Origin of the sequence: Methylobacterium carpenticola, from assembly GCF_042748905.1 — a bacterium.
In the GTDB taxonomy this organism is placed as follows: domain Bacteria; phylum Pseudomonadota; class Alphaproteobacteria; order Rhizobiales; family Beijerinckiaceae; genus Methylobacterium; species Methylobacterium carpenticola.
Genome location: NZ_JBHZEO010000001.1, coordinates 6,077,124 through 6,091,405 on the forward strand (window position 1 = coordinate 6,077,124; position 14,282 = coordinate 6,091,405).

Annotated in this window: 12 protein-coding genes; 7 read left to right on the top strand and 5 right to left on the bottom strand. The window is 72.5% G+C overall.

Features of this window, described 5'->3' with window-relative positions:
• Positions 1-44: 44 nt before the first annotated feature.
• Entirely contained in the window at positions 45-1,913 is a 1,869-nt protein-coding gene (gene mutL / locus ACE101_RS28155; RefSeq protein ID WP_379136898.1) for a DNA mismatch repair endonuclease MutL, read from the top strand.
• 3 nt (positions 1,914-1,916) lie between these two features.
• Here the strand turns inward: mutL and ACE101_RS28160 are convergent, their stop codons facing one another.
• Positions 1,917-2,981, bottom strand: coding sequence for an SDR family oxidoreductase (locus ACE101_RS28160; protein WP_379136901.1), 1,065 nt, complete (start codon positions 2,979-2,981; stop codon positions 1,917-1,919).
• 187 nt (positions 2,982-3,168) lie between these two features.
• On the opposite strand from ACE101_RS28160, the gene ACE101_RS28165 reads away from it, so the two are divergent.
• From ACE101_RS28165 to ACE101_RS28190, 6 genes are all read left to right on the top strand, one after another.
• Positions 3,169-3,483 carry a hypothetical protein gene (locus ACE101_RS28165; protein WP_379136903.1) on the top strand — a complete coding sequence of 105 codons (315 nt, stop codon included), beginning with the start codon at positions 3,169-3,171 and terminating at the stop codon, positions 3,481-3,483.
• A 335-nt stretch (positions 3,484-3,818) separates the two neighbouring features.
• Positions 3,819-6,020 (top strand): protein-disulfide reductase DsbD family protein, encoded by a 2,202-nt coding sequence (locus tag ACE101_RS28170; RefSeq protein WP_379136906.1) that lies wholly within the window; start codon positions 3,819-3,821, stop codon positions 6,018-6,020.
• A gap of 85 nt (positions 6,021-6,105) precedes the next feature.
• On the top strand, positions 6,106-6,846 hold the full coding sequence (locus tag ACE101_RS28175; RefSeq protein ID WP_379136910.1) for a DUF429 domain-containing protein: 741 nt from the start codon (positions 6,106-6,108) through the stop codon (positions 6,844-6,846).
• The gene (locus tag ACE101_RS28180) at positions 6,843-7,364 is read left to right on the top strand and encodes an NUDIX hydrolase (RefSeq protein ID WP_379136913.1); all 522 of its coding nucleotides are present in this window, start codon (positions 6,843-6,845) and stop codon (positions 7,362-7,364) included. Before ACE101_RS28175 ends, ACE101_RS28180 begins: the two co-directional genes overlap by 4 nt.
• A gap of 98 nt (positions 7,365-7,462) precedes the next feature.
• Complete coding sequence (locus ACE101_RS28185; protein WP_379136915.1) at positions 7,463-8,140, top strand: carbonic anhydrase; 678 nt, start codon at positions 7,463-7,465, stop codon at positions 8,138-8,140.
• A gap of 253 nt (positions 8,141-8,393) precedes the next feature.
• The gene (locus tag ACE101_RS28190) at positions 8,394-9,821 is read left to right on the top strand and encodes an FAD/NAD(P)-binding protein (RefSeq protein WP_379136918.1); all 1,428 of its coding nucleotides are present in this window, start codon (positions 8,394-8,396) and stop codon (positions 9,819-9,821) included.
• Positions 9,822-9,844: 23 nt separating this feature from the next.
• On the opposite strand, the gene atpC is transcribed toward ACE101_RS28190, so the two are convergent.
• The 4 genes from atpC to atpA all read right to left on the bottom strand — a co-directional run bounded on the left by atpC (position 9,845) and on the right by atpA (position 14,270).
• Positions 9,845-10,246: an ATP synthase F1 subunit epsilon gene (gene atpC, locus ACE101_RS28195; protein WP_379136920.1), complete on the bottom strand. Its 402-nt coding sequence runs from the start codon at positions 10,244-10,246 to the stop codon at positions 9,845-9,847.
• Positions 10,247-10,350: 104 nt separating this feature from the next.
• The gene (gene atpD, locus ACE101_RS28200; protein ID WP_379136923.1) at positions 10,351-11,808 is read right to left on the bottom strand and encodes a F0F1 ATP synthase subunit beta; all 1,458 of its coding nucleotides are present in this window, start codon (positions 11,806-11,808) and stop codon (positions 10,351-10,353) included.
• 25 nt (positions 11,809-11,833) lie between these two features.
• A complete protein-coding gene (locus ACE101_RS28205; protein WP_379136926.1) occupies positions 11,834-12,712 on the bottom strand; it encodes a F0F1 ATP synthase subunit gamma in 879 nt (292 codons plus the stop codon).
• 28 nt (positions 12,713-12,740) lie between these two features.
• Positions 12,741-14,270 carry a F0F1 ATP synthase subunit alpha gene (gene atpA, locus ACE101_RS28210; protein ID WP_379136928.1) on the bottom strand — a complete coding sequence of 510 codons (1,530 nt, stop codon included), beginning with the start codon at positions 14,268-14,270 and terminating at the stop codon, positions 12,741-12,743.
• Positions 14,271-14,282: the final 12 nt, after the last annotated feature.

Genomic DNA, 14,282 nt, shown 5'->3' on the forward strand with positions numbered 1-14,282 from the left:
CGCCCGCGGTCGCGCAAGGCCGTCCGCCTCCCTATATTCGGGACATGCTCACCGCGTCCCCGACCCGTCCCATCGTGCGCCGCCTCGATCCGGTGCTCGTCGACCGCATCGCGGCCGGCGAGGTGGTGGAGCGGCCGGCCGCGGCGGTGAAGGAGCTGGTCGAGAACGCCATCGATGCGGGCGCGGCCAGCATCGAGGTGACGATCCAGGCCGGCGGCCGGCGGCTGATCCGCGTGGTCGATGACGGCATCGGCATGGAGCCGGAGGATCTGGCGCTGGCGGTGGAGCGCCACGCCACCTCGAAGCTGCCCGAGGGCGACCTCGACCGGATCGAGACCCTGGGCTTCCGCGGCGAGGCCCTGCCCTCGATCGGCGCGGTGGCGCGGCTCTCCCTGGTCTCGCGCACGGCGGAGGCCGAGAGCGGCCACGGCCTCGTGGTCGATGCCGGCATCAAGGGGCCGGTGCGCCCGGTGGCGGCCGAGCGCGGCACCCGCGTCGAGGTCACCGACCTGTTCTCCGCCACTCCCGCCCGGCTCAAGTTCCTGAAATCCGACCGGGCCGAGGCCGGCGCCGTGGCCGAGATCCTGCGCCGCCTCGCGGTGGCGCATCCGCAGATCCGCTTCACCCTGCGGGGCGAGGGCGGCAACGGGCTCACCTTCCCGGCCGAGATGGGCCAGGGGGCGTGGTTGCGGCGGCTCGCGGCGGTGCTGGGCGCCGATTTCGCCGCGAATTCGGCGCCGCTCAGCCTGGAGCGGGAGGGCCTCGCCCTCGACGGCCATGTCGGCCTGCCGACCTTCCACCGGGCCGCCGCCACCCACATGCACTTCGTGGTGAACGGGCGCCCGGTGCGCGACCGCCTGCTGCTCGGCGCCGTGCGCGGCGCCTATGCGGACGTGATGGCCTCCGACCGCCACCCGGTGCTGGCGCTGGCGCTCACCTGCGACCCGACCCTCGTGGACGTGAACGTGCACCCGGCCAAGACCGAGGTGCGCTTCCGCGAGCCGGGGCTGGTGCGCGGCCTCATCGTCAGCGCCATCCACGATTCCCTGCGCCGGGAGGGCGGGCGCGCCTCGGGCAGCGTCGCGGCCAGGACCCTGGAGAGCCTGCGCCCGGCCCAGAGCCCCCCCCTGCCCCTGCGCCGCCCGGAGCCGCCGCCGGCCCCGCCGCGCGGCTCGGGGCGGGTCGAGTCCTTCGCGCAGGACTTCTTCGGAGAGGCGCCGGCCGCGGAGGCGTCCGCGCCGGGCTTCGCCGAGGAGGCGCAGGCGGCCTTCGCCGGGGCGGTGCTGCCCCCCACCGCCGACTGGCGCGAGCCGTCCCCCGAACCCGCCGCGCCCGCCCACCCGCTCGGCGCTGCCCGGGCGCAGCTCCACGAGACCTACATCGTGGCGCAGACGCAGGACGGCATCGTCATCGTCGACCAGCACGCGGCGCACGAGCGCCTCGTCTACGAGCGCCTGAAGCGGGAGCGGGAGGCGGGCGGCATCGCCCGCCAGCTCCTGCTGATCCCGGAGGTGGTGGAACTCGACCCCGCCGAGGCCGACCGCCTCGCGGAGGCGGCCGAGGATCTCGCGGCGCTCGGCCTCGTCCTCGAAGCCTTCGGGCACGGGGCGGTGCTGGTGCGCGAGGTGCCCTCGGCGCTCGCCGGCGGCAGCCTGCGGGCGCTGCTCGCCGACGTGGTCGACGTGCTGCAGGAGGGCGGCCCCGATCCTCTCGCCCGCCGCCTCGACGCGGTGCTCTCACGGATGAGCTGCCACGGCTCGATCCGGGCCGGACGGCGCCTGCGGCCCGAGGAGATGAACGCCCTCCTGCGCGAGATGGAGGCGACGCCCCTCTCGGGCCAGTGCAACCATGGCCGCCCGACCTACGTGGAACTCAAGCTCACCGACATCGAGCGGCTGTTCGGGCGGCGTTGACCGTCACGGGATGATCCGGTCCGCGCGCAGCCGCGCGAAGAGGTCGAAGAAGGCGTCGTCGGTGGGCTGGTAGTCGAGGAAGCCGAGGCGGCGGCTCTTCGCCATGTCGGTGACGACCTCGATCGGCCGGCCGAGATCCGCATCCGTGTGCCAGGCCGAGGCGAGGCGCGACAGATCGGGCTCCGCGAGCCCGCGGCGGCGGGCGATGTCCGCCCAGATCGGGCCCGCATCGGCGAGCTGCCGTTCGAGCGGGACGCCCTCGCCCGGAAACGGGGCCGGCGCGACGCCGAACCACCGGGCGATGCGCTCCCACATCCATTGCCAGCGGAAGACGTCGCCGTTGACGACGTTGAAGGCTTGGTTGCGGGCGGCGGGCGTCGTCGCGGCCCAGGTCAGGTGCCGGGCGAGCAGCCGCGCATCCGTCATGTCGGTGAGCCCGTTCCACTGCGCGGCCGAGCCCGGGAACAGGAAGGGCCGGCCGGTCTCGCGGCAGATCGTGGCGTAGGCCGCGAGCGTCACCCCCATGTTCATGGCGTTGCCGAGCGCGTAGCCGATGATGGTGTGGGGCCGGTGCACGCTCCAGCCGAAGCCGTCCCGCTCCGCGGCGGCGAAGACCTCGTCCTCCTGCGCGTAGTAGAAGTTCTCGACGGGGAGACGCGGCTGCTCCTCGCGGAAAGGCGTCGGGGGCAGCGCGCCCTTCCCGTAATTCTCGAACGGCCCGAGATAGTGCTTGAGCCCGGTGACCAGGGCGACGTGGCGCAGGCTCCCGCCGGGCCGCACCGCGTCGAGGAGGTTGCGCACCATCGCGGCGTTCACCCGGATGTTCTCGGCCTCGCTCGCCTGCCGCAGCCAGGTGGCGAGGAAGACGTGCGAGGGGCGAAGCTCGCGCAGGGCGCCACCGAGCGCCTGCGGATCGCGGAGATCGGCGGCCACCGGTTGCAGGCCGGCTATGTCGCCCGGCGGGCGCCGCGCGAGGCCCGCCACCGACCAGCCCTCCCGCAGGAGGTGCCGGGCGAGCGTGTTGCCGACGATGCCGCTGACGCCGACCACCAGTGCCGCTTGGGTCATGTGTGCTTCCATCATCATCGCGAGGGGCGTGGCGACAACGTCCCGCGACGGCGGAGGGTGCCCGGCATGGAACGGTGCCCGGCTTGGAACGGTGCCCTCTTCGGAACGGTGCCCTCTTCGGAACAGCGGCGTGCCGCCTCCGTTGCCCGCGGTACGGCGCAACCCGCGCCGCCCTCGGAGCCTCGTCATGCGCACAGCCGTCACCACCGCCCTCGCCCTTTCGGCGCTCGCGGCCGCCACCGTCCCGGTCCTCGCGCAGGGCATCAACAACGGCTCGGGCGCCGCCCCGGCCGCGTCCGGCAATACCGGTTCCGGCATGTCGAGCCAGCCGCCCGGCAGCGGGATCGGCGGCAACAATCCGGGCAGCATGGGCTCCACCGGCACGCAGGGAGCGAGCGGCGGCAACATGGGCCCGAATTCCACCTCGAGCACGCAGCGTCCCACCGGCAGCGGTTCGCCCGGCACCGGACCGGGCAGCCAGTCGGGCAACCCGCACAAGTAGGGTGGCCGGGGCGCCAGGAGAGAGGCGGACGAGACTGGGAATCCGATGCCCGAAAGGGCTTTGATCGGCGCGCAGCCCGATCACCGGATCATCAGCGGAGCGAGCCTGGAGTTTGCGACGCTCCTCATGGCGAGGTGGCCGGTGACAACCGGCCCGCGAAGCATCCATGACCGCCGATCGCTTGCGCCGGAGGTCGGGAGCGCCGTTCCGGGCTGCTCCGAGGCTTGCCGACGCGAGCACCTCGCCACGAGGAGCGTCGTGCAGGCCACGAACGCGGCCGCCCGTCGCCTCGCCCCGGCCACGGAGTGGCGCTATGGGGAACCAGGAAGGTTCCGATGCGCCAGTTCCCGTCGCTCCTCGTTGCCGGGGCTCTCCTGTGGAGCGCCCTCCCCGCCGCCGCCCAGGCGCCGCGGGTGAACCCCAAATACGCCGACCTCGTGCGGGCCGAACTCGTGGCCGAGCCCGGGGCGGTGGCGGCGGGGCAGCCCTTCACGGTGGGCGTGCGGCTGGTGATGAAGCCGCACTGGCACGTCTACTGGCGCAATCCCGGCGATTCCGGCCTCGCGCCGGAGATCGCCTGGGCGTTGCCGCCGGGCTTCGCGGCCGGCGCGATCGCGTGGCCGGTGCCCGAGCGCATCCCGGTGGCGGGGCTCATGAATTTCGGCTTCGAGGGGGAGACGCTGCTCACCACGACGGTGACGCCGCCCGCCACCCTCGACGGCGCCTCCGTGACGCTGCGCGCCAAGGTCTCCTACCTCGTCTGCGAGCGCGAATGCATCCCGGGCGAGGCGAGCGTGGCGGCGAGCCTGCCGGTGGCGCCGCCCGGCACCAGCGTGCGGCCCGATCCCCGCCACCGCGACCTGTTCGAGACGGCCCGCTCCCAACTCCCCCAGCCCGCGCCCTGGCCCGCCCGGGTGAGCGCGGTCGGCGAGACGCTCACCCTCCACCTCGCCGCGCCCGGCCTGAAGCGCGAGACGGTCCGCGACGTCGCGTTCTTTCCCTATTCCGAGACGCTGATCGAGCACGCGGCGGCGCAGGACGTCAGCATCGATGCCGGGGGGCTGCACCTCGCGCTGAAGCTCAGCAATCCCGCGCCCTCCGAGCCGGTCTCCCGTCTCGACGGGGTGCTCGCCCTGACGGAGGAGACGGGCAGCGGTCCCGTCCGGCACGCCTTCGCGCTCGGCGAGGAGCCGGCCCAAACAGCCCCTGTCCAAGCGGCACCGGCTCGGCCGATCCCGGCCGCCGCGGCTCCGGCTCCGGCCTCCGACGCCCCCGCCGGCCTGTGGCAGGCCGCGCTGCTGGCCTTCCTCGGCGGTATCCTCCTCAACCTGATGCCCTGCGTCTTCCCGGTCCTGTCGATCAAGGTGCTGGGGCTGGTGCGGCAGGCCGGCGAGAGCCCGGCCCGGGTGCGGCTGCACGGGCTCGCCTACACGGCGGGCGTGCTCGCGGCCTTCCTCGGCCTCGCGGCCAGCCTCATCGGCCTGCGGGCGGGCGGCGCGCAGATCGGCTGGGGCTTCCAGCTGCAATCACCCCTCGTCGTGGCGAGCCTCGCCTACCTGCTGTTCGGGATGGGCTTGAGCCTGTCGGGCGTCGTGCATCTCGGCGGGCGCTTCGTCGCCATCGGCGACGGGCTGACGCGCCGGGCGGGCGTCGAGGGCTCGTTCTTCACCGGCGTGCTCGCCACCATCGTGGCGACCCCGTGCACGGCGCCCTTCATGGGGGCGGCGGTGGGCTTCGCCCTCACGCAGGGGGCCGCGTTGAGCCTCGCGGTCTTCGCCGCCCTCGGCTTCGGGCTCGCCCTGCCCGTCCTGCTCCTCACCCTCTGGCCCGCCGCCGTGCGGCGCCTGCCGCGGCCCGGCGCCTGGATGGAGACGCTGAAGGGCGTCCTCGCCTTCCCGCTCTATGCGACGGTGGCGTGGCTGATCTGGGTGCTGAGCCAGCAGCTCGGCTCCACCGGGCTGTTTCTGGCGCTGATCGGCCTCGTTCTCGTCGGGTTCTGCGCCTGGGTGCTGGAGCGCGCCCGCCTCGCGGGTCCCCGCGGCCGGCGCATCGCGCAGGCGGCGGCCGTGCTCGGCGTGGTCGCCCTCGGGATGCTCGTCGCGGCCCTCGACCGTGACCGTGCGCAGGCGGGGCCGGTCGCGGTGGCGGGCGGTCCGGAGCCGTTCACCCGGGCGCGTCTCGACAGTCTGCTCGCCGAGGGGCGGCCGGTCTTCGTCAACATGACGGCGGCATGGTGCATCACCTGTCAGGTGAACGAGCGCACCTCGCTCTCCGGCGCCGCCGTGCGGCAGGCCTTCCGCGCCCGCGACGTCGCCTATCTCAAGGGCGACTGGACCAACCAGAATCCCGAGATCACCCGGGTGCTGGAGGCGCATGGCCGCTCGGGCGTGCCGCTCTACCTGCTCTACCGCGGCCCCGGCAGCGCCGAGGTGCTGCCGCAGATCCTGACCGAATCCATCATCCTCGCCGCGCTGGACAGTCTCGTGCCCCCGCGCCGCGCCGCCGCCCTCGACCCGGCCTCTTCGCCCAAGGAGTGATCATCCGATGGTCGTGCTCGCGGAACTCACGGCCTTCGACCAGACCGCGCGCGCGCGTGGCGGCCCGGTCACGTCGTCGCCGTAAGTGACCGCCTGGATCGCCGGGGTCGACGGCTGCCCGGGTGGCTGGATCGCCGCCTTCCAGCCCCTCGACGGTCCGCAGGACTGCGTCGTCCGGGTGCTGCCGGACCTCGCCGCGATCTGCGAGGCCCCGGAGGCCCCCGCGATCGTCGCGATCGACATCCCGATCGGCCTGCCCGAGCGGGTCGGGGCGGGCGGGCGTCTCGCCGAGCAGGTGGTGCGCCCGCTGCTCGGCCCGCGGCGGGCCTCCGTCTTCCCGACCTCGGCCCGGGCGGTGGTCGAGGCGCCCGACTACACGGCGGCGATCGCGCTCGCCCGGCGCGGCAGCTTGCAGCCCTTCGCCCCTTCCCCGCCCGCCCATGCCATCTTTCCCCGCATCCGCGCGGTCGATGCGTGGCTGCGGGCGCTGCCGGATCGGCGGGGGCGCGTGTACGAGGTCCATCCCGAACTCGCCTTCGCGAGCCTCAACGGCGGGGCGGCTTTGGCCCACCCGAAGCGCGACCCCGCGGGAGCCGACGCACGCCGGGCCCTGCTGCGCCGGGCTGGCCTGCCGGAACCCGTCATCGCCGGCCCGCCTCCGCGCGGCGCCAGATCCGACGACCTCCTCGATGCCCTGGCCTGCCTCGCCGTCGCGCGGGGGATCGCGCGCGGGCGCGGGGTGTCCTATCCCGATCCGCCGGAGCGCGACGCGCATGGCCTGCCCGCCGCGATCTGGACCCTCCTTCCGGACGAGACCCCGCCATGACCCAGCCGACCTCCCTGCCGACCCGCGACATCGCCCGCGCCCTGGTCTTCGACCCGCAGAACCGCCTGCTCCTCATCGGCTACGAGGCGGTGCGCGACGTGGATCCGGCCCGGCCGGGCGAGCGCTGCTTCTGGTTCATGCCCGGCGGCGGCATGGAGCCCGGCGAGACGCCCGAGGAGGCCTGCCGGCGCGAGCTGGAGGAGGAGATCGGCGTGTCCGACGCGCCGATCGGGCCGCTCGTCGCCCGCTGCGACGGACCCTTCACCCTGTTCACCAAGCCGCGCATCGCCCACGAGCGCTACTTCGTGGTGCGCCTGCCGAGCGACGCGATCGACACCTCGCGCCTCGCCGAGACCGAGGACAACCCGGTGCTCGGCACCCGCTGGTGGTCGCTCGACGAACTCGACGCCACGCGGGAGCGGGTCGAGCCGGCGGGTCTCGCGGCGCTCGCCCGCCGGATCGCGGCCGGCGAGACGGTGACGGAAGTCCGACTCGCCTGGGGTGAGGGTGCGGCCTAGATGGAGTGCAGACGAGCGAAGGTCCTCCGCCGGGTCCCGGGGCAGCGCCCCGGGCAGGCCCGCCTTCCTCCCCCTGAGTTCAACCGATGAGCCGGCCCATGCTTCCTGAGACCCTCACCGAAGGCTACCGCGCCTTCTTGGACGACCGCTTCGCCCGCGAGCGCGGGCGCTACGAATCCCTCGCCGAGGGGCAGAGCCCCGAGATCATGGTGATCAGCTGCTGTGACAGCCGGGTCTCGCCGGAGGTGATCTTCGACGCCCGCCCGGGCGAGCTGTTCGTGGTGCGCAACGTCGCCAACCTCGTGCCGCCCTTCGAGACCGGCGGCGAGTACCACGGCACCTCGGCGGCCCTCGAATTCGCCGTGCAGGCGCTCAAGGTGAAGCACATCGTGGTGCTGGGTCACGCCCGCTGCGGCGGCGTGCGGGCCTTCGCGGACGATGCGGCCCCGCTCTCGCCGGGCGACTTCATCGGCCGCTGGGTCTCGCTGATCGCCCCGGCCGCCGAGCGGCTCGGGCCGCGCGACGGCCCGGACTACCTGGAGCGGCTCGAATACGCGACGGTGGAGAACAGCCTCAGGAACCTGATGACCTTCCCCTGCGTGCGGATCCTGGTCGAGAAGGGCCGGCTGCAACTGCACGGGGCGCATTTCGGTATCGCCTCGGGCGAGCTGCGCGTGCGCGACCCGGAGACCGGCGCCTTCCGGCCGGCGGTGCCGGGGGCGTCCGTGAGCCCGACGCGGCTGATCCGCTGCCAGGACGGCAACGCCGGAGGCTAGCCCCCGGCGAACGGGAAGCCCAGGTAAGGCGGAGAGCCATGCAGGGCGGCACCTGATTGCCGGGCGCGAACAGCGCCCCCGCGGAGCGGGCCTGGACGCCCGAAGGGCGTCCAGGCGCAGAGCGGAGCGAGAGCCGAGGTCGCGGCGACGCGGGCGTTGCTGAAGGCCACCGCCGGCGTCCGAGGCCAAGCAGAGAACCAGGGCAAGCGCTCTCAAGCGCTTGCCCTGAGAGCCAGGGAGACCCGACGCGCCCATGCCGATGCTCCAGCCTCCCGTCGCGGTGATCGGTGCCGGTTTCAGCGGCACCATGGCGGCCCTGCATCTGAGCCGCCTGCTGCCGCCGGGCCGGCCGGTCCTGCTGTGCGAGAAGTCGGCGGTGTTCGCGCGCGGCCTCGCCTACGCGACCGGCTGCCCCGACCACCTGCTCAACGTACGCGCCGCCAACATGAGCGCGTTCCCGGACGAGCCTGAGGATTTCTCGCGCTGGCTCGAACGCTGCGGGCTCGATGACCTCGCCGGCATCCGCGCGACCCCGGCGGGCGTGTTCGCGGCGCGCGGCCTCTACGGGCGCTACCTCACCGATCTCCTGCTCGGCGCCCTGCAAGGGCCCGGGATGCCGCGGCTGATCCTGGAGAATGACGAGGTCGTGGACCTCGCGCCCTCCGCCGAGGGGTTCCGGCTGACGCTCGCGGCCGGCCGGGTGCGGCCTGTGGCCGGGGTGATCCTCGCCTGCGGCAACCTCCAGGGCGGCCGGGAGCTGCCGACCCGCTACCGGATCGACCCCTGGGACGAGACGCCCCTCGACGGCCTGCGCGCCGACATGCCGGTGCTGATCCGGGGCAGCGGCCTCACCATGGTGGACGCGGTGGCGGCCCTGCGGCGGCGGGGCTTTTCCGGGCCCGTGGTGGCGGTCTCCCGGCACGGCTACCTGCCGCAGGTTCACGCACCGGCGCCGTCCTGGCCGGCCCCGGCCTTCGATGCGGCGGAGCGGCTCTCCGCCCGGGCGCTGCTGCGCCGCGTCCGCCAGGAGGTGGTGCGGGCGGTGGAGGCCGGCGGCGACTGGCGCGGCGTGATCGACGGGCTGCGCCCCGGCAGCATCGCGCTCTGGCAGGGCCTGCCGCTGCCGGAGCAGAGGCGCTTCCTGCGGCACCTGCGCAGCATCTGGGACGTGCACCGGCACCGGATGGCGCCACCCGCCGCCGAGATCATCGCGCGCGAGACGCGGGCCGGCGACCTCTCGCTGCTGCGGGGCCGCATCGAGGCCATCGCGGATCAGGCGGGATTCGCGACCGTGCGCATCCGCGAGCGGGGCAGCGAGCGGCGGCGCGACCTCTCGGTGCAGCGGATCATCGACGCGTCGGGGATCGCCAGCGTGGCGCAGACCGACGACCCGCTCCTGCGTCGCCTGATGCAGCGCGGCCTCGTCCGCCCGGATGCCCACGGGCTCGGCCTCGCGGTGGCGGAGGATTTCTCGGTGACCGGCGGCGACGGGGCGGAGCGCCCGCTCTGGACGCTCGGTCCGCTCCTGCGCGGAACGCTGTGGGAATGCACGGCGGTGCCCGACATCCGCGGGCAGGCGGCCACCCTGGCACGGATCGTGGCGGAGCGGGTGGGGAGCGGCGCGGGGACGGCCCGAAACGAAAGCCCCCTGTCCCGTGCGGGACAGGGGGCTCACGGCTGACGCTTCGGACGGCTCGATGCCGTTCAGAACTTCAGGGTTTCCTTCGACTCGCGCAGCTGCGCGATCGCCATGTCGATGTCGCGGCGCTTGTCGAGGTCGTCGGTGGCATCGCGCAGCGTCTCGGCGGTGGCGATCTCCGCGTCGATGCTCTCGGGCGTCAGCTCCTCGACCGGCGTCGCGCGCTCGGCGAGAACGATGAGGCTCGTCGCGTTGATCTCGGCGAAGCCGCCGCGCACCAGCACGCGCTTGCCATGCTGCGGGCCCTCGGTGATCACGAGGACGCCGGTCTTGAGGGTGGTCAGCACCGGGGCGTGGCCCGGCAGCACGGTCATCTCGCCCTCGGAGCCGGGCAGCTGCACGGCGTCGACCGGGCCCGAATAGAGGACCCGCTCGGGGCCGACGAGGTCGAACTGGAAAGTGGCCATGGGATGAGGTCAGTTCCGGTTTCGGGCGTGCCCGGTTTCAACTGCGGAACGGGGACCGGGCGTGAGCCCGATCCCCGACCGACCGTGACGATCCGCGCGTCCGATCAGGCCGCGGCGAGGCGCTGGGCCTTCTCGATCGCCTCCTCGATGGTGCCGACCATGTAGAAGGCCGCCTCCGGCAGGTGGTCGTACTGACCCTCGACCAGGCCCTTGAAGCCCTTGATGGTGTCCTCGAGGGCGACGAGCTTGCCGGGCGACCCGGTGAAGACCTCGGCCACGTGGAAGGGCTGGCTGAGGAAGCGCTCGATCTTGCGGGCGCGGGCCACCGTCAGCTTGTCCTCCTCGGACAGCTCGTCCATGCCCAGGATCGCGATGATGTCCTGGAGCGCCTTGTAGCGCTGCAGCACCTGCTGGACGCGGCGGGCGGTGTTGTAGTGCTCCTCGCCGAGGATGGTCGGCGACAGCATGCGCGAGGTCGAGTCGAGCGGGTCCACCGCCGGGTAGATGCCCTTCTCGGCGATCGAGCGCGACAGCACCGTGGTGGCGTCGAGGTGGGCGAAGGAGGTGGCCGGCGCCGGGTCGGTCAGGTCGTCCGCCGGCACGTAGATCGCCTGCACCGAGGTGATCGAGCCCTTGGTGGTGGTGGTGATGCGCTCCTGCAGGGCGCCCATGTCGGTGGCGAGCGTCGGCTGGTAGCCCACCGCCGAGGGGATGCGGCCGAGCAGCGCCGACACCTCGGAGCCCGCCTGCGTGAAGCGGAAGATGTTGTCGACGAAGAACAGCACGTCCTGGCCCTCGTCGCGGAAATGCTCGGCGACGGTGAGGCCGGTGAGCGCGACACGGGCGCGGGCGCCCGGAGGCTCGTTCATCTGGCCGTAGACCAGGGCGCACTTGGAGCCCTCGACGTTGCCGCCGTGCTCGTGGGGGTCCATGTTGACCTTGGACTCGATCATCTCGTGGTAGAGGTCGTTGCCCTCGCGGGTGCGCTCACCCACGCCCGCGAACACCGAGTAGCCCGAATGGGCCTTCGCGATGTTGTTGATCAGCTCCATGATCAGCACGGTCTTGCCGACGCCGGCGCCGCCGAACAGGCCGATCTTGCCGCCCTTGGCGTAGGGGGCGAGCAGGTCCACGACCTTGATGCCGGTGACCAGGATCTGCGCCTCGGTCGACTGGTCCGCGTAGCTCGGGGCCGGCTGGTGGATGGCCCGGAAGGTGTCGGCCTTGATCTCGCCGAGTTCGTCGATCGGCTCGCCGATCACGTTCATGATGCGGCCGAGCGTGTTGGCGCCGACCGGCACCCGGATCGGGGAGCCGGTGTCGGTGACCTCCTGGCCGCGCACCAGGCCCTCGGAGGTGTCCATGGCGATGCAGCGCACGGTGTTCTCGCCGAGCTGCATGGCCACTTCGAGGACGAGGCGATTGCCCTGGTTCTTGGTCTCGAGGGCGTTCAGGATCTCGGGCAGGTGACCGTCGAACTGCACGTCGACGACCGCGCCGATGACCTGGGTGATGTGGCCGACCTTGTTCGAGCCGGCGCCGGGGGTCGCAGTGTTCGCCATCTGATGAATTCCCTGAAATGAGCGGTCAGAGCGCCTCGGCGCCGGAGATGATCTCGATCAGCTCCTTGGTGATCTGGGCCTGACGAGTCCGGTTGTAGATCAGCGTCTGCTTCTTGATCATCTCGCCGGCATTGCGGGTGGCGCTGTCCATGGCGCTCATGCGCGCGCCCTGCTCGGAGGCGGCGTTCTCCAGGAGCGCCCGGAGGATCTGGACGGTGAGGTTCTTCGGAAGCAGGGCCGCCAGGATCTCGCCCTCGTCGGGCTCGTACTCGTAGGCGGCGTCGGTCTGCACGGTCTCCGCGGCCGGCGCGATCTCGGCCGGGATGATCTGCTGCGCCGTCGGGATCTGCGCGATCACCGAGCGGAAGCGCGAGTAGAACAGCGTCGCGATGTCGAACTCGCCCGCGTCGAAGCGGGTGAGCAGGTTCCGGGCCACCGCCTCCGCGTTCTCGAAGCCGAGCTGGCGCACGCCGCGCAGCTCGATGAGCTCGATGATCTGCTCGCGGAACTCGCGGCGCAGGATGTCGTAGCCCTTCTTGCCGACGCAGATGATCTTGACGGTCTTGCCCTCCGCCATGAGGCGGCGGGCGTGATCCCGCGCGAGGCGCGAGATCGAGGAGTTGAAGGCGCCGCAGAGGCCACGCTCGGCGGTGCAGACGAGGAGCAGGTGCACCCGATCCGCGCCGGTGCCCGACAGGAGCCGGGGCGTCTCCGCCCCGGAGGTCAGGTTGGTGGCGAGGTTGCCGAGGACGGCGGCCATGCGCTCCGCGTAGGGACGCGCATTCTCGGCCGCGGTCTGCGCGCGGCGGAGCTTCGCCGCCGCGACCATCTGCATCGCCTTGGTGATCTTCTGTGTCGCCTTCACCGAGGCGATGCGGTTGCGCAGGTCCTTCAGACTCGCCATCGGGTGTCCCTCGGGGCTCGTGCCGCTCTTACTGGAAGGACTTGGCGAAGGTCTCGACCACGCTCTTCAGCTTGGCCGCCGACTCGTCGCTCAGGTCCTTCGACGAGCGGATCGTCTCCAGAAGGTCCGCGTGCTTGCCGCGCAGCATCGCGAGCAGCCCGTCCTCGAAGGCCCGCACCCGGTTGACCGGGATCGGGTCGAGGTAGCCGTTCACGCCCGCGTAGATCACCGCGACCTGCTCTTCCATCTTCAGCGGCGAGAATTGCGGCTGCTTCAGGAGCTCGGTCAGGCGCGAGCCGCGGTTCAGCAGGCGCTGGGTCGAGGCGTCGAGGTCCGAGCCGAACTGCGCGAAGGCCGCCATCTCGCGGTACTGCGCGAGCTCGCCCTTGATCTTGCCGGCGACCTTCTTCATCGCCTTGGTCTGCGCGGCCGAGCCGACGCGCGACACCGACAGGCCGACGTTCACCGCCGGGCGGACGCCCTGATAGAACAGGTCGGTCTCGAGGAAGATCTGGCCGTCGGTGATGGAGATCACGTTGGTCGGGATGTAGGCCGAGACGTCGTTCGCCTGGGTCTCGATGACCGGCAGCGCGGTCAGCGAGCCGGCACCGGCGGCGTCGCCCATCTTGGCGGCGCGCTCCAGCAGGCGGGAGTGCAGGTAGAACACGTCGCCCGGATAGGCCTCGCGGCCCGGCGGGCGGCGCAGCAGCAGCGACATCTGGCGGTAGGCGACGGCCTGCTTGGACAGATCGTCGTAGATGATCACGGCATGCATGCCGTTGTCGCGGAAGAACTCGCCCATGGCGCAGCCGGCGAAGGGCGCCAGGAACTGCATCGGGGCCGGGTCGGAGGCGGTGGCCGCGATGACGATCGAGTATTCGAGGGCGCCGTTATCCTCCAGCACCTTCACGAACTGGGCCACCGTCGAGCGCTTCTGGCCCACCGCGACGTAGACGCAGTAGAGCTTGGCCTTCTCGTCCGTGCCCGCGTGGGCCGGCTTCTGGTTCAGGATGGTGTCGAGGGCGATGGCGGTCTTGCCGGTCTGCCGGTCGCCGATGATCAGCTCGCGCTGGCCGCGGCCGATCGGGATCAGGGCGTCCACCGACTTCAGGCCGGTCGCCATCGGCTCATGCACGGACTTGCGCGGGATGATGCCCGGCGCCTTCACGTCCACGCGGCGGCGCTCGGTCGACTGGATCGGGCCCTTGCCGTCGATCGGGTTGCCGAGCGCGTCGACGACGCGGCCGAGCAGGCCGCGGCCCACCGGCACGTCCACGATGGCGCCGGTGCGCTTGACGGTCTGGCCTTCCTTGATGTCGCGGTCGGCGCCGAAGATCACGATGCCGACGTTGTCCTGCTCGAGGTTCAGGGCCATGCCGCGCACGCCCGACTCGAACTCGACCATCTCACCGGCCTGGACATTGTCGAGGCCGTACACGCGGGCGATGCCGTCGCCGACCGACAGAACCTGGCCGACCTCGGTGACCTCGGCCTCCTGGCCGAAGTTCTTGATCTGCTCCTTCAGGATCGCGGAGATCTCAGCGGCTCGGATGTCCATCGTCGGATCGTC

Bases quoted from the DNA above. Each gene is read 5' to 3' on its own strand.
- ACE101_RS28165 (WP_379136903.1), top strand. From the start codon at position 3,169: ATGCGCACAGCCGTCACCACCGCCCTCGCCCTTTCGGCGCTCGCGGCC.
- atpD (WP_379136923.1), bottom strand. From the start codon at position 11,808: ATGGCGAACACTGCGACCCCCGGCGCCGGCTCGAACAAGGTCGGCCAC.
- ACE101_RS28190 (WP_379136918.1), top strand. From the start codon at position 8,394: ATGCCGATGCTCCAGCCTCCCGTCGCGGTGATCGGTGCCGGTTTCAGC.
- ACE101_RS28170 (WP_379136906.1), top strand. From the start codon at position 3,819: ATGCGCCAGTTCCCGTCGCTCCTCGTTGCCGGGGCTCTCCTGTGGAGC.
- ACE101_RS28180 (WP_379136913.1), top strand. From the start codon at position 6,843: ATGACCCAGCCGACCTCCCTGCCGACCCGCGACATCGCCCGCGCCCTG.
- atpC (WP_379136920.1), bottom strand. From the start codon at position 10,246: ATGGCCACTTTCCAGTTCGACCTCGTCGGCCCCGAGCGGGTCCTCTAT.
- ACE101_RS28205 (WP_379136926.1), bottom strand. From the start codon at position 12,712: ATGGCGAGTCTGAAGGACCTGCGCAACCGCATCGCCTCGGTGAAGGCG.
- ACE101_RS28185 (WP_379136915.1), top strand. From the start codon at position 7,463: ATGCTTCCTGAGACCCTCACCGAAGGCTACCGCGCCTTCTTGGACGAC.
- mutL (WP_379136898.1), top strand. From the start codon at position 45: ATGCTCACCGCGTCCCCGACCCGTCCCATCGTGCGCCGCCTCGATCCG.
- ACE101_RS28160 (WP_379136901.1), bottom strand. From the start codon at position 2,981: ATGACCCAAGCGGCACTGGTGGTCGGCGTCAGCGGCATCGTCGGCAAC.
- atpA (WP_379136928.1), bottom strand. From the start codon at position 14,270: ATGGACATCCGAGCCGCTGAGATCTCCGCGATCCTGAAGGAGCAGATC.